Annotated in this window: 10 protein-coding genes and 1 pseudogene; 2 read left to right on the top strand and 9 right to left on the bottom strand. The window is 74.0% G+C overall.

Features of this window, described 5'->3' with window-relative positions; genetic code table 11:
* Positions 1–135: 135 nt before the first annotated feature.
* Positions 136–3,216 carry a putative bifunctional diguanylate cyclase/phosphodiesterase gene (locus ACSU6Z_RS20925; RefSeq protein WP_437047736.1) on the bottom strand — a complete coding sequence of 1,027 codons (3,081 nt, stop codon included), beginning with the start codon at positions 3,214–3,216 and terminating at the stop codon, positions 136–138.
* A gap of 535 nt (positions 3,217–3,751) precedes the next feature.
* Positions 3,752–4,702: a 2-hydroxyacid dehydrogenase gene (locus ACSU6Z_RS20920; protein WP_437047734.1), complete on the bottom strand. Its 951-nt coding sequence runs from the start codon at positions 4,700–4,702 to the stop codon at positions 3,752–3,754.
* Between the two features lie 77 nt (positions 4,703–4,779).
* Here ACSU6Z_RS20920 and ACSU6Z_RS20915 point away from each other — a divergent pair, with 77 nt between their 5' ends.
* Positions 4,780–5,778, top strand: coding sequence for an aldo/keto reductase (locus ACSU6Z_RS20915; protein ID WP_437050413.1), 999 nt, complete (start codon positions 4,780–4,782; stop codon positions 5,776–5,778).
* A gap of 164 nt (positions 5,779–5,942) precedes the next feature.
* Positions 5,943–7,139, top strand: coding sequence for a PQQ-dependent sugar dehydrogenase (locus ACSU6Z_RS20910; RefSeq protein ID WP_437047733.1), 1,197 nt, complete (start codon positions 5,943–5,945; stop codon positions 7,137–7,139).
* A 63-nt stretch (positions 7,140–7,202) separates the two neighbouring features.
* Here ACSU6Z_RS20910 and ACSU6Z_RS20905 read toward each other — a convergent pair.
* The 7 genes and pseudogenes from ACSU6Z_RS20905 to ACSU6Z_RS20875 all read right to left on the bottom strand — a co-directional run.
* Positions 7,203–7,337, bottom strand: a pseudogene (locus ACSU6Z_RS20905) (DUF6191 domain-containing protein); the annotation flags it as partial.
* A 297-nt stretch (positions 7,338–7,634) separates the two neighbouring features.
* A complete protein-coding gene (locus tag ACSU6Z_RS20900) occupies positions 7,635–8,228 on the bottom strand; it encodes a hypothetical protein (protein ID WP_437050411.1) in 594 nt (197 codons plus the stop codon).
* Positions 8,229–8,693: 465 nt separating this feature from the next.
* Positions 8,694–10,208: an Asp-tRNA(Asn)/Glu-tRNA(Gln) amidotransferase subunit GatB gene (gatB, locus tag ACSU6Z_RS20895; protein WP_437047732.1), complete on the bottom strand. Its 1,515-nt coding sequence runs from the start codon at positions 10,206–10,208 to the stop codon at positions 8,694–8,696.
* A 15-nt stretch (positions 10,209–10,223) separates the two neighbouring features.
* Positions 10,224–10,463 carry a hypothetical protein gene (locus tag ACSU6Z_RS20890; protein ID WP_399037604.1) on the bottom strand — a complete coding sequence of 80 codons (240 nt, stop codon included), beginning with the start codon at positions 10,461–10,463 and terminating at the stop codon, positions 10,224–10,226.
* Complete coding sequence (gene gatA / locus ACSU6Z_RS20885) at positions 10,460–11,956, bottom strand: Asp-tRNA(Asn)/Glu-tRNA(Gln) amidotransferase subunit GatA (RefSeq protein ID WP_437047730.1); 1,497 nt, start codon at positions 11,954–11,956, stop codon at positions 10,460–10,462. Before gatA ends, ACSU6Z_RS20890 begins: the two co-directional genes overlap by 4 nt.
* A gap of 6 nt (positions 11,957–11,962) precedes the next feature.
* Positions 11,963–12,259, bottom strand: a complete 297-nt coding sequence (gene gatC / locus ACSU6Z_RS20880; RefSeq protein WP_029381524.1) for an Asp-tRNA(Asn)/Glu-tRNA(Gln) amidotransferase subunit GatC — start codon at positions 12,257–12,259, stop codon at positions 11,963–11,965.
* A 192-nt stretch (positions 12,260–12,451) separates the two neighbouring features.
* Positions 12,452–14,806: a putative bifunctional diguanylate cyclase/phosphodiesterase gene (locus tag ACSU6Z_RS20875; protein ID WP_437047728.1), complete on the bottom strand. Its 2,355-nt coding sequence runs from the start codon at positions 14,804–14,806 to the stop codon at positions 12,452–12,454.

The raw sequence follows: 14,806 nt of genomic DNA, 5'->3' as shown, positions 1-14,806 counted from the left end.
GAGGGGAGCGCGCCGGGTGTGGGTCGCTGGAGCTCCGGGTCGGCCCGGATGTCACCAGCTTCAGCCGACGCGCTGTCCAAGTACGAGAATTCGGGTGCGCATGGCATTGACCCTCCCCCCGGCGCGCACCCACTGTCAAGTGGGTGGGACGGGAGTCTCATTATGTGAGCGGAGGGGCGTGCCACCGGTGAAGACGGCCGGCACGTGGCCGGTGACACCGCCGGCCACCCCACCGGCCACGGCGCCGGACCGGCTCTTTCCGGCCGTGCCCGTCATCCCCTTGGTCACCCCGCCGGCGTACACCCCCGCGCCGCTGCCCGCGAGGGCGGGCCCGGCCGGACCGTGCGGCAGCGGGTAGAGGCCGGTGCCCAGCGCCCGGCGCAGCCGGTGTTCGTCCAGCGGGCCGGAGAAGGCGATGCCCTGCCCGTGGGTGCAGCCCATCGCGCGCAGGGCGACGGCCTGCTCGGGCAGGTCCACCCCCTCGGCCACGGACGTCAGTCCCAGGTCGGCGGCGATGCGGAGCAGACCACTTGTGATCTTGTGCAGCCGGGCCGACTCCACGACGCCCTCGACCAGGCTCCGGTCCAGCTTGAGGACGTCGAGGGGAAGCCGCCGGAGCGCGGTGATCGCCGCGTAGCCGCTGCCGAAGCCGTCCAGCGCGATCCGTACGCCGACCCGCTTGAGGGCGTTCAGGCGGCGCTCCAGCTCCTCCAGGCCGACCCGGGGGTCGAGGTCGCACAGCTCGATCAGCAGGGAGCCGGGCGGCAGTCCGTGCCGGGTGAGCAGGGCCTCGACGGAGCCGAGCGGCATCGAGCGGTCCAGCAGGCGGCGGGCCCCGAGGCGGACGGCCACGGGCACCGACAGCCCGGCCGCCGCGCGCTCGGCGGCCTGCTCGATGGCCTCCCGCAGGACCCAGCGGTCCAGTTCGGCGGTCCTGTCGCCGTCCTCGGCCACGCGCAGGAACTCGGCGGGGGTGAAGAGCACCCCCTGCGAGGAGCGCCAGCGCGGCTGGGCGCAGACCGACGCGATCCGGCCGTCCTGGAGGGAGACCACCGGCTGGTGCAGCAGGGCGAACTCGCCGTCGTGCAGGGCGGCCCGCAGCCGCGTGGCCAGTTCCGCCTTGCGCACGACGTCCTGCTGCATCTGCGGCTGGTACAGCTCGACGCGGCCCTTGCCGCCCGCCTTGGCGCGGTACATCGCCAGGTCGGCGTTGCGCAGCAGTTCGCCCGCACCGAGGCCGGGCTCGGCGAAGGCCACCCCGATGGAGGCGTTGACGCGGACATCGTTGCCGTCGATGAGGTAGGGCTGCGACAGCGTCATCCTGAGGCGGTCGGCGAGCTCCAGGATGTGCCGTTCGCGGGCGGCCCGGTCGCGGGTGCCGTCCCCGGCGATGAGGGCCGCGAACTCGTCGCCGCCCAGCCGGGAGGCGGTGTCGCCCTGGCGGACCGCCTCCTGGAGTCTGCGGGCGGCCTGGACGAGCAGTTCGTCCCCGGCCTGGTGCCCGATGGTGTCGTTGACGGCCTTGAAGCCGTCCAGGTCGATGAAGAGCACGGCCGTGCCGCGCAGGGCGGCGCCCCGGTCCGAGGCGCGGCGGCCGGAGAGGGCCTGCTGGACGCGTTTGGTGAACAGGGCGCGGTTGGGCAGGTCGGTGAGCGGGTCGTGCTCGGCGTTGTGCTGGAGCTGCGCCTGCAGGCGCACTCTCTCGGTCACGTCCCGGCTGTTGAAGATCAGACCGCCGTGGTGGCGGTTGACGGTCGACTCGACGTTGAGCCAGCCGCCGTCGCCGGAGCGGAAGCGGCACTCGATGCGGGTGGTGGGTTCCTCGACCGGGTCGGCGGCGAGGAACCGGCGCACCTCGTGCACCACGCAGCCCAGGTCGTCCGGGTGGATGAGCCCGGCCAGTTCCGTGCCGACCAGTTCCTCCGCGGGGCGGCCGTAGACGCCGGCGGCGGCCGGGGAGACGTACCGGAGGATGCCGTTGGGCGCGGCGATCATGATGACGTCGCTGGAGCCCTGCACCAGGGAGCGGAAGTGGTTCTCCTTCTGTGCCAGCTCCTGGGTGAGGGTGATGTTGTCGAGCAGCATGATGCCCTGGCGCGCGACGAGGGCGAGGACGACCGTGCCGCCGATCAGCAGCACCACGCGGTCGACGCTGCGGCCGTTGAGGACGTTGTAGAGGATCCCCAGCGTGCAGACCGCGGCGGCGAGGTACGGCGTGAGCGCGGCCAGCGACCCGGCGATGGGCCGGGCGGCCGGATAGCGGCTGTGGTCGCCGCCCGGCGCGGGCGCGGGCGGGTGTCCCGCGGCGCGCTGTCCGGGCAGGTGCCCGCGCACCCCGCCCGCGTGCCCGTCGGGCGCTTCCTCGTGCGGTGGCCGTCCGCGGCCCGGCGGGGCCCAGGGGGCGTAGGCGAGCAGCAGGGAGCCGGCGAACCAGCCGGCGTCCAGCAACTGGCCGGAGCGGTAGCTGCCGTGCAGCAGCGGTGACGTGAACAGGGCGTCGCACATCACGGTCAGGGCGAGGGCGCCGATCGCGGTGTTGACCCTGGAGCGGTACACCGGCGCGCGGCGGAAGTGCAGCGCGAGCACCATGCTGATCAGGGCGATGTCGAGCAGGGGGTACGCCAGCGCCAGCGCGCTGTGCGCCACGCTGGATCCGTCGGCCCGCGCGGCCTGCTCCAGCGCCAGGCTCCAGGCCAGCGTCAGCAGGGAGCCGCCGATCAGCCAGGCGTCGAGGGCCAGGCAGATCCAGCCGGCCTTCGTCACCGGCCGCTTGGCGAGCACCAGCAGCCCCACGATCGCCGGCGGCGCGAAGCACAGGAAGAACAGGTCCGCGTAGCTCGGGTGGGGCACGGGCCGCGCGAGGACGACTTCGTACCAGCCCCAGGTCAGGTTGCCCAGGCAGGTCATCGCCGAGGAGAGGGCGAACATCAGCCAGGCCGCCCGGAAGCGGACCCGGTTTCTGCGCGTGTGGACGAAGCAGGAGACGGCCGCGGCGCCCGCGACGGCGGCCAGCCCGAAGTCCCCCATGATCACGGCGAGTCGGTCGGATCCCCAGCCGAACGCCGAACCGATCGCGTACGCCGCGCAGAGCAGGGCGACGGCGAGCTGCCGTCCCAGGTACGTGCCGCCGGCCCGGGCCGGCGGGGCGCCCGGCGTCTGCTGCGGTCGCAGCACGCCGTCGAGGGCGGGTGCGGGAGCGGAAGGTGGCGAGCTCACCGGGGCCTCCCGGTCCGCGCCGCTGCCGGATCCCGCGGGTCCGGCAGCGCCCCTTGGACGTGCCGCCTGCGGCCGCTCGGCCTGCGCTGGTGATGGCTGTGGCTGTGGTGGCCGCGTCCGCGCGCGGCCGTGCGCGGAGGTCGCCGCCGGCGGCCCCGCCGCGTCGGATCGTTCGTCCATAGGCCGTGCATCGCCCGTCGCCCCCCTCGCAGTCTGAAACGTCCATCCCCGGCGCCGAACGGTGCGCGGCGCAACCCCTGTCGGGACGATACACCAGTGCCGTCACGCAGGGACATAGGTTCTCTACTCTCCGTGACGAGCAAGGAGTATGCGAAAACCCCCGCACCCGGAGGATTGCGGACGGTACGAAAACCGGCCACGCCCCTGGTGCGAAGGGCGCGCCGGGCACTCGGGGCGGGTGGATCCCGTCGATGCGCCCGGCGCACGCGCCGCTTGTTCACCGCGCCGGGTGCGCCCGGCGTCCGGTCACGGGGTCGCCGTACCGGACACGCGGCTCACGCACCGGGCACGCGGGTCACGCGCCGGACGCGCCCGTCGTGAGGATCACGTTGCGCAGCGGCTCCTGGTTCACGAAGCGGCGCAATTGGTCCGTCAGCAGCCGTTTCGCGCGCGGCAGGAAGGCGGACGTCGGCCCGCCGACGTGCGGGCTGATCAGCACGCCCGGCGTCTGCCACAGGGGGTGCCCCGGGGGTAGCGGCTCGGGGTCGGTGACGTCGAGGGCGGCGGTGATGCGGCGGCTCTCCAGCTCGGTCAGGAGCGCCTCGGTGTCGACGACGGGGCCGCGGGCGACGTTGACGAGCAGCGCGCCGTCCTTCATCCGGGCCAGGAAGTCCGCGTCCGCCAGGCCGCGGGTGGTCTCGGTGAGCGGCGTGGACAGCACGACGACGTCCGCCTCCGGGAGCAGGGCGGGCAGCTCGGTGAGCGGATGCACCGGCCCGCGCGCCGTGGTGCGCGCGGAGCGCGCGACGCGCGCCACCCGCGCCACCTCGAAGGGCGCGAGCCGGTCCTCGATGGCCGCGCCGATCGAGCCGTACCCCACGATGAGGACGGTCCTGTCGGCCAGCGCGGGCCGGAACCCACCCAGCCACTCCCCTCGCTCCTGCGCCCGGACGAAGTCGGGGACGCCGCGCAGCGACGCCAGGATCAGCGTGAGCGCCAGTTCCGCGGTGCTGGCCTCGTGCACGCCGCGCGCGTTGCACAGGCGTATGCCGTCGGGCAGGTCCTTCAGCCCCGGTTCCACGTGGTCGATGCCGGCGGAGAGCGTCTGGACGACCCGGACGGAGCTCATCCGCGGCAGGGGCCGGACGCACAGCGGGCTGGGCCTCATGTAGGGCACGACGTAGAACACGCAGTCGGCGGGGTCCGCGGGGAAGTCCTCGGCGCCGTCCCAGAAGCGGTAGGCGGGGCCCTCGGGGAGCCCCTCGATCTCGTCGGGCGGGATGGGCAGCCACACGTCAGCAGTCATGGCCTGGAGGCTATGTCAGGGGCGTGGCGGCGCAGAGGTTAGGTTGGGTGGCCTTGACGAGGGAGGGTCACGACCAGGTGGAGCGCAGGACGATCGGCGCGGCGGCACTCGCGGTGGGGGCCGTCGGGCTCGGGTGCATGCCGATGAGCTGGGCGTACAGCGCGTCGCGGCAGCGGGGCGACGAGTCGCTCAGGACGGTGCACCGGGCGCTCGACGTGGGGTCGTCCCTGCTGGACACGGCCGACATGTACGGTCCGTTCACCAATGAGCTGCTGCTGGGGCGGGTCCTGAAGGAGCGGCGGGCGGAGGCGTTCGTCTCCACCAAGGTGGGGCTGCTGGTCGGGGACCAGCACATCGTGGCCAACGGTCGCCCCGGCTACGTCAGACGGGCCTGCGACGCCTCGCTGCGCCGCCTGCAGACCGACGTCATCGACCTCTACCAGCTGCACCGCGCCGATCCGGAGGTCCCCGTCGAGGAGACCTGGGGCGCCATGGCGGAGCTGGTCCGCGCCGGGAAGGTGCGGGCGCTGGGCCTGTGCGCGGTGGGGGCGCGGTCGGCGCGGCGGCAGGGGGCGGGGCTGCACGACGGGACGATCCGGCAGCTGGAGCGGGTGCAGCAGGTCTTCCCGGTGAGCGCCGTGGAGGCCGAGCTGTCGGTGTGGTCGCCGGAGGCGCTGCGGGCCCTGCTGCCGTGGTGCGAGGCGCGCGGCATCGGCTTCCTCGCCGCGATGCCGCTCGGCAACGGCTTCCTGACCGGCACGCTGACGCCCGGCGAGGGCTTCGAACCGGACGACGTGCGGGCTCGGCACCCCCGGTTCACGGCCGAGATGATGGCCGCCAACCAGCCCATCGTCGCCGGTCTGCGCCGGGTCGCGGCCCGGCACGGCGAGCAGGTCACGCCCGCGCAGGTGGCCCTGGCCTGGGTGCTGGCCCAGGGGCGGCACGTGGTGCCGGTGCCGGGCGCCAAGCGGGAGCGCTGGGCGGCGGAGAACGCGGGGGCGGCGGGGCTGCGGCTGACGGCGCGGGACCTGGCGGAGATCGCCGGGCTTCCCGCCGCGCAGGGGTCGTGGGACTGAGACAAGCCGGCCGCCGGGCCCCTGTCCGAGCGGCCTGATCGGCCCGTCTGACCCGCCCCGCCCGACCGGCCCGCCACAGCCTTCGCGCCGCCGCCCGGTCCCGGGGGCCCGGCACCCGCGATTCCGGGTCCGGGGACCGGGAACCTGTGGGGCGCGAACGGTGTATGACAGGGAGAACCCGCCGCGTCGAAAGGACCACGATCGTGCAACGTCGAGCCGTGTCGGCCGTGCTGGCCGCCGCCGCGCTGGTGCTGACGGCCGGCTGCTCCTCCGGCGGCGAGGGCGCGCCGGACGCGGGCGCCTCGCCGGGCCGTACGACCGCGCAGGCCCCGCCCTCGCGGCCGGACACCGGGGCGGCCCCCGCGGCCGAGGGGTCCGTGAAGGTGGTCCGCACGCTCGCCACGGGCCTGAGGAGTCCCTGGGGCCTGGCCCCGCTGCCCGACGGCGACCTGCTCGTCTCCTCACGGGACACGGGCACGATCACGCGGGTCGACGCCCGGTCCGGCGAGAAGACGGAGCTGGGAGAGGTGCCGGGGGTGTCACCGGCCGGGGAGGGCGGTCTGCTCGGCATCGCGCTCTCCCCCGGCTACGCCTCGGACCACATGGTCTACGCGTACTTCACGTCCGCCTCGGACAACCGGATCGTCCGCATGCGGTACGACGAGCGGAAGCGGTCCGGCGAGCAGCTGGGCGCGCCCGACACGGTGTTCAAGGGCATCCCCAAAGGGGTGGTCCACAATGGCGGCCGGATCGCCTTCGGCCCGGACCGGATGCTGTACGTGGGTACGGGCGAGAGCGGCGACACGGGCCTGTCCCAGGACGAGGACTCCCTCGGCGGCAAGATCCTGCGCCTGACCCCGGAAGGCGAGCCGGCGCCGGGCAACCCCTTCCCGGACTCCCCGGTGTACTCCCTGGGCCACCGCAATGTGCAGGGCCTGGCCTGGGACGCCGAACAGCGCCTGTTCGCCTCGGAGTTCGGCCAGGACACATGGGACGAGCTGAACGCGATCGAGCCGGGCGGCAACTACGGCTGGCCCGAGGCGGAGGGCCGGTCCGGCGACGACTCCTTCCGTGACCCGCTGGCGCAGTGGAGCACGGACGAGGCCTCCCCCAGCGGCGTCGCCCACGCCGGCGGTTCCCTGTGGATGGCGGGCCTGCGCGGCGAACGCCTGTGGCGCGTCCCGCTGGAGGGCACCGGGGCCGCGGCCGACCCGCAGTCCTTCCTGGAGGGCGAGTACGGCCGGCTGCGCACGGTGGCCGCGGCGGGCGGCGACCGGCTGTGGCTGGTGACCAGCAACACGGACGGCCGGGGCGACCCGGAGGAGGGGGACGACCGGATCCTGGAGCTGAGGGTGACGTAGCCGGGGCCCCCGCTCCCCGGCGGGCCGCGCCCCGTCCCGGTGCGGCGGCCGTACGACGGCCTTCCCCGGCTCCGGGTCCATCGGTCCGCGGCCGGGACCGCCGCCGCCCGCGTCCTCCCGGGTGGGCTCCAGCCGGTTCCGTTCGCCCAGGGTGTGCTTGCGGCCGGGGGCGGACAGTCCCCGCGGCGCGTCGGACACGGTGCCTCACCCGGCCGTCGATCCGTTCGGCGTACGTCCCGGTCCGCCGCCCCGGGGAGGCGTGCTCCGGCCGGGAGCGGACCGAGGGAGTGCGTCACCGCCGCAGCCCCGCCGCGGTCCGCGACGCCGGGCGAGGAGGGCGACCGCGTCTTGGGGCGGGCCCCAAGGGCGTACGCGGGGGCATCAGGGGGTGCGCGGGGTCCCGGAGGGGCTTTGCGGGCGCGGAAGGGGTCCCGGGACGTCCGCCGTGTCACGTGCGGACGTCCCGGGACCCCTGTGGACCTGCGGTGACGTGTGTCAGCCCGTGGACGGCAGACCGAGCAGGACGTCGGTGTACTTCAGGACGGCCAGCAGCAGGCCGATGACGCCGAGGGCGACACCCGCCCAGGCGACCGACTTGGTCCACGGGGCCTGCGGCCGGCCCGGCGCCCCGAAGGCGGGCCGGACGAGCACCACGACGCCGACGATCAGCGCGGCCAGGGCGAACAGGCCGCCCCACAGCGCGGTGGCGTGCCAGGCGTCGCCGTAGCCCTTCTCGATCATCGTGGCGACGTCGGACGAGGAGGAGGTCTCCAACTGGCCGATCAGCGACTCGCGCGCGGAGGCCACGGTGCCGACCCAGCCGCCGGTCAGCGAGACGACGCCGAGCCCGGCGGAGACGACGGCACCGGCGCCCTGGCCGACGCCGGAGGGCCCCGCCGCCTCGGGCTTCCCGGCCGCGTCGGCGTCGTCCCCCGCCTCCCCCGCACCCTTCGGTTCCCCGGTGCCGGCTTCCCCGGTACCCGTCTCCTCGATCTCCGCCGCGGCCCGCGCGCTCTCCTCGGCGCCGTCCGCCGTGTCCTCGTCGGCCCGCGTCGCGGCCCCGGTCCCGTCCACTGTCTTCGTTCCCATGCCCCGCACCGTACGGACGCTGTCTGAGAGGTCCCTTAACGGTCGCTGTGCGCCGAGGCCGGGGAGGCCGGAGGCGAGCAGCCGGGAGGCGCGGCCCGGCTCGGTGCCGGGCACCTCGTAGTCGTCGGAGTACGCCCAGCCGGTGGCCGCCGCGGCCGCGGTGGCCCCGGCGAGGGCCGGGAGCCGGAGCAGGAGGGTGACGAGGCGGCGTCGGACACACCAGCCGACGAGGGCTGCCACGAACGTGCTCCCAGATGTGCCGGCGGTTGATCTTTGACCGGAGAGAGTCGTTCAGGACACGAAAGCACGCGTGCAGACGTGAACAGCCCGCAAAGAACGCATGAGTGACGCGAACGCCACTCCCGCAGCGGAAGGCGATCCCTTGCGGGTTCGTGGGCCTACTCACATGAAGAGGGGGCGCACCGGTTCCGGTGCGCCCCCTCGGGAGGCGTGGAGCGCGCCGGGTCAGCCCTCGTCGACGCCCAGCTTCTGAAGGATCAGCTCCTTGACGCGCGCCGCGTCCGCCTGGCCCCGGGTCGCCTTCATGACCGCGCCGACCAGGGCGCCGGCCGCGGCGACCTTGCCGCCGCGGATCTTGTCCGCGATGGCCGGGTTGCCGGCGATGGCCTCGTCGACGGCGGCGGTGAGCGCGCCCTCGTCGGAGACGACCTTCAGGCCGCGCTTCTCCACGACCTCGTCCGGCCCGCCCTCACCGGCGAGGACGCCCTCGATGACCTGGCGGGCCAGCTTGTCGTTCAGATCGCCGCGGGCCACCAGCTCGGTGACGCGGGCGACCTGCGCCGGCGTGATCGACAGCTCGTCCAGGGCCTTGCCGGACTCGTTGGCGCTGCGGGCCAGCTCGCCCATCCACCACTTGCGGGCGGAGGCCGCGTCGGCCCCGGCGTCGATCGTGGCGACGATCAGGTCCAGCGCACCGGCGTTGAGGATCGCCTGCATGTCGGTGCCGGAGATCCCCCACTCCTCGCGCAGGCGGTTGCGGCGCACCAGCGGCAGCTCGGGCAGGGAGGCGCGGATCTCCTCGACCCACTCGCGGGACGGGGCGACCGGCACCAGGTCGGGCTCCGGGAAGTACCGGTAGTCCTCGGCCTCCTCCTTCACGCGGCCCGAGGTCGTGGACCCGGTGTCCTCGTGGAAGTGGCGGGTCTCCTGGACGATCGTGCCGCCGGAGGAGAGCACGGCCGCGTGCCGCTGGATCTCGTAGCGGGCCGCGCGCTCCACGGAACGCAGCGAGTTCACGTTCTTCGTCTCCGAGCGCGTGCCGAACCTCTCGGCGCCCTTCGGCATCAGCGACAGGTTCACGTCGCAGCGCATCTGGCCCATCTCCATGCGGGCCTCGGACACGCCGAGCGCACGGATCAGCTCGCGCAGCTCACGGACGTACGCCCGCGCGACCTCGGGAGCGCGCTCCCCGGCACCGGTGATCGGCTTGGTGACGATCTCGATGAGCGGGATGCCGGCGCGGTTGTAGTCGAGCAGGGAGTGCGACGCGCCGTGGATGCGGCCGGTGGCGCCGCCGACGTGGGTCGACTTGCCGGTGTCCTCCTCCATGTGGGCGCGCTCGATCTCCACGCGGAAGGTCTCGCCGTCCTCCAGCTGCACGTCGAGGTAGCCGTCGAAGGCGATCGGCTCGTCGTACTGGGAGGTCTGGAAGTTCTTCGGCATGTCCGGATAGAAGTAGTTCTTCCGGGCGAAGCGGCACCACTCGGCGATCTCGCAGTTGAGCGCGAGGCCGATCTTGATGGCGGACTCGACGCCGGTCGCGTTGACGACCGGCAGCGCGCCGGGCAGGCCGAGGCAGACCGGGCAGGTCTGGGTGTTCGGCTCGGCGCCCAGGGCGGTCGAGCAGCCGCAGAACATCTTGGTCTTGGTGCCGAGTTCGACATGGACCTCGAGGCCCATGACGGGGTCGTACGACGCGAGTGCGTCCTCGTACGACACCAGGTCGGTCGTGGTGGTCACGGTGGAAATTCCCTCTCAGCCCAGCAGGACGTCGTCGTCGCCGAAGCTCTTCAGCTCGCGGTAGAGGATGGCGAGGTTGGTGACGACCGCGGCGCCGGTCACGACGGCGTCGATCAGCCGCAGGGTGTCGTTCTCGGTGCGGGCCTTCTTGATCTGCTTGACCACGCCGATCACGCCGAAGGCCGAGGTGGCCATCGAGACGTAGAGACCGGACCTGGACTTCTTGAAGCCCTTGGCCTTGGACAGTGCACTCACAGCGACGGAGCCTCCTCGAGCAGCGGGTGGCCCCACTTTTGCACGAAGGCGGCCTCGACGGCGGCACCCACCCTGTACAGGCGGTCGTCCTTCATGGCGGGGGCGATGATCTGCAGGCCGACCGGGAGGTTGTCCTCCGGGGCGAGGCCGCAGGGGAGCGACATGGCCGCGTTGCCCGCCAGGTTGGTCGGGATGGTGCACAGGTCGGCGAGGTACATCGCCATCGGGTCGTCGGCGCGCTCGCCGATCGGGAAGGCGGTGGTCGGGGTCGTCGGGGAGACGATCACGTCGACCTGCTCGAACGCCTTCTCGAAGTCCTGCTTGATGAGCGTGCGGACCTTCTGGGCGCTGCCGTAGTACGCGTCGTAGTAGCCGGAGCTGAGCGCGTACGTGCCGAGCATGATGCGGCGCTTGACCTCGGGGCCGAAACCGGCCTCGCGGGTCAGGGAGGTGACCTCCTCGGCGGAGTGCGTGCCGTCGTCGCCGACGCGCGCCCCGTAGCGCAGGCCGTCGAAGCGGGCGAGGTTGGAGGAGCACTCCGAGGGGGCGATCAGGTAGTACGCCGACAGGGCGAGGTCGAAGGACGGGCAGTCCAGCTCGACGATCTCGGCGCCCAGCTCCTTGAGCAGCTCGACGGACTCCTCGAAGCGCTGCATGACGCCGGCCTGGTAGCCCTCGCCGCGGAACTGCTTGACCACGCCGACGCGCATGCCCGCCACGCTGCCGCTGCGGGCGGCCTCGACGACCGGCGGGACCGGGGCGTCGATGGAGGTGGAGTCCAGCGGGTCGTGGCCGGCGATCACCTCGTGCAGCAGCGCCGCGTCCAGGACCGTACGGGCGCAGGGACCGCCCTGGTCCAGGGAGGAGGAGAAGGCGACCATGCCGTAGCGGGAGACGCCGCCGTAGGTCGGCTTCACGCCGACCGTGCCGGTGACCGCCGCGGGCTGGCGGATGGAGCCGCCGGTGTCGGTGCCGATGGCGAGCGGGGCCTCGAAGGCGGCGAGGGCGGCGGAGGAACCGCCGCCGGAGCCGCCGGGGATCCTGGTGAGGTCCCACGGGTTGCCGGTCGGGCCGTAGGCGCTGTTCTCCGTCGACGACCCCATGGCGAACTCGTCCATGTTGGTCTTGCCGAGGATGACGACGTCGGCGGCCTTCAGCTTCTTGGTGACCGTGGCGTCGTACGGCGGGATCCAGCCTTCGAGGATCTTCGAACCGACGGTCGTGGGCACGCCCTCGGTGGTGAAGATGTCCTTGAGCGCCAGCGGCACGCCGGCCAGCGGGCCGAGCTTCTCGCCGCGCTCCCGCTTGGCGTCGACGGCGCGGGCCTGCGCGAGCGCGCCCTCGCGGTCGACGTGCAGGAAGGCGTGCACCTTCTCGTCGACGGCCTCGATCCGGGCCAGGTGGGCCTCGGTGACCTCGACGGCCGTCAGCTCGCCGGAGGCGATCTTCGCGGCGATCTCGGCCGCGGTCAGCTTGATGATGGAGTCCGACATGGCGGGCTACTCCTCCCCCAGGATCTGCGGCACCTTGAAACGCTGCTGCTCCTGGGCCGGGGCGCCGGAGAGCGCCTGCTCGGGGCTGAGCGACGGTCGGACCTCGTCCGGGCGCATGACATTGGTCAGCGGGAGCGGGTGCGAGGTCGGCGGTACGTCTTGGTCGGCGACCTCGCTGACGCGGGCCACCGCGCCGATGATGTCGTCCAGCTGTCCCGCGAAGTGATCGAGCTCTTCGGGCTTCAGCTCCAGACGCGCCAGCCGGGCGAGGTGGGCGACCTCCTCGCGCGTGATGCCAGGCATGCAGCGTTCCTCTGGGGTGAGTGTGAGTGGTTTGGGACCAATCCTATGGGGCGGGGTCCGGTGCCCGTGAAACGGTTTCCCCTCCGGCCTCCGCCGGGCCCGCCGGCGGCGCCCGCCCCGACCGGTGTCACCGGGCGGTGCCGGGCGGCGGTGGCGCCGGGCGGTGTCAGGCGACGGTGCCGCCGGGGGGTGTCACCCGACCCGTCCAGGGTCGTCCGCCGCGGCGGCCGGGAGGGCGGCGGCGGGGCGCTGCCAGCCGCGGGAGCCGCGGGCGCGCAGCCAGGCGGTGGTCTCCTCGGGCGGCATCGCGGCGGCCACCAGCCAGCCCTGGACGGCGTCGCAGCCCAGGTCGCGCAGGCGCTCCCAGGTCTCGTCGTCCTCGACACCCTCGGCGACGACGAGCAGGCCGAGCGAGTGGGCCAGGTCGACCGTGCAGCGCACGATCTCGGCGTCCTCGGTGTCGACGGCCAGCCGGGCCACGAACGAGCGGTCGATCTTGAGCTCGCTGACGGGGAGGCGGCGCAGGTGGACGAGGGAGGAGTAGCCGGTGCCGAAGTCGTCCAGCGACATCTTCACGCCGTGGCCGGTGAGTCCGGCGAGGGTGTCGGCGGCGCGCTGGGGGTCCTCCAGCAGGACGTGCTCGGTTATCTCCAGTTGCAGTGCCCCGGCGGGGACGCCGTGGCGGGCCAGCCGGGCGGCGACCGAGCCGGCGAAGCCGGGGGTGTGGACGTCGCGCGGGGAGACGTTGACCGCGACCGGCACGAACAGGCCCTGGGAGCGCCATGCGGCGACCTGTCCGAGCGCCGTCTCCAGCACGTACTCGGTGAGGTGCGGCATCAGCCCGGAGGACTCGGCGATCGCTATGAACTCGTCCGGCGGCACCTTGCCCCGCTCGGGGTGCACCCATCGCACCAGGGCCTCCAGGCCGGCGACCTGGCCGTCGAAGCGGACCTTGGGCTGGTAGTGCAGCTCGACCTCGCGGGCGTCCAGCGCCCGGCGCAGGTCGCCCAGCAGGCCCAGCCGGTCCGGGGTGTTGGAGTCCCGCTTGGACTCGTAGACCTCGACGCCGGTGCGGTCCCGCTTCGCCTGGTACATCGCCACGTCCGCGCGGCGCAGCAATCCCTCGGCGTCCAGCGCGTGGTCGGGGAAGACGGCGACGCCGGCGCTGGCCTCCAGCACCAGGGTGAGGCCGTCCAGGTCGAGCGGGGAGCCGAGGGCCGCGATCAGGCCGCGGGCGAGGCGGGTCACGGACGTCGTGGAGTCGGCGACGGGCAGTAAGACGGCGAACTCGTCGCCGCCCAGCCGCGCGACCTCCGCTCCGCGCGGCAGCGCCAGCCGCAGCCGGTCGGCGGTCTGCAGCAGCAGCCGGTCACCGGCCAGATGCCCCAGGGTGTCGTTGACCGACCGGAAACGGTCGAGGTCGATCAGGACCAGGGCGGCGCGGGCGTCGATGCGTTCGGCGTCGTCCAGCGCGGTCCAGATCCGCTCCAGCAGCCACTGCCGGTTGGGCAGTGCGGTCAGCGGGTCGCGCAGTTGCTCCTCGGCGCGGGCGCGGGCGATCCACAGGGTGGAGTCCAGGGCGATCAGCGGGATGGAGAACAGCGGCAGCAGCAGCGGCTGCGCGAACGCGACCACGCAGATCAGCGGAGCGATGCCGAGCAGGGCGGCGGCGAGCAGGCCCTGTCTGAGCAGGGCGGTGCGGGCGATGGTGGGCAGGCCGCCGCGCGGTGTGTTCAGGTACCACAGCAGGACGCGGGTGACGGTGAGGTAGGCGACGGCGACGCCCACCACCTCGGGCGCGGTGTAGAGCGTCCAGGTGGCGGGGTCCCAGGGGGCCTCGACGGACGGCACGGAGCCGGAGGCTCCCAGCAGCAGGGCGCCGGCGCCGATGCCGAGGACGTCCACCGCGCCGTGCAGCACGCCCTGCCGCCAGCGGCCGCGGCGGGCGGCGCCGACGAGCACGACGACGGTGAGGCTGACCATGCCGGCCGGGATCCAGCCGTACAGCAGCAGGACGGCGAGGGTGAGGGCGGCGCCGGAGCCGGTGCCGCCCCACCAGCGGGCCCGGCCGAGCATGACGAGGTGGCCGACGATGATCCCGGTGAGCACGGCCAGGGACCAGCCGGTGGTGCCGGACGGGAAGAGGGCGTGGCCGCCGCCGAACGCCCGGTAGAACCCGGCGCCCAGGACGAATCCGGCCGCCGCGACGACGGCCGCGGGCAACGCGGGCCAGGACAGGTGCCGTTCGGCGTCGGCGTCGGCGCCGGAGAGGGAGTGGCCGCGTTCGGCGGCAGCCGGGGCGGCGCCGCCGGCCGCGGCGTGCGGTCCGGGCTGCCGGCCGTCCGCCGGGCGCGGCCCGCCGGTTCGGCGGCCCGCGGTGTACGGTCCCGCGCCACGGTCCCCTCCCGGAGCGTGCGGCGGGGCGGCGCGCCTCTCGGCGCCGCCGCGCTCCGAGGACCACCCGGCCCACCGGTTGACCCGCCAGGCGCTCGCCCTGCGGTACCGGCGCAGCCGGGAGCCCGGGGCGGCGCTCTCGGTCGGTTCCAT

This window comes from Streptomyces sp. enrichment culture, from assembly GCF_964273145.1.
Lineage (GTDB): Bacteria > Actinomycetota > Actinomycetes > Streptomycetales > Streptomycetaceae > Streptomyces.
The sequence above is the reverse complement of the archived record's forward strand: the minus strand, read 5'-3'. Positions and strand labels throughout refer to the sequence as shown.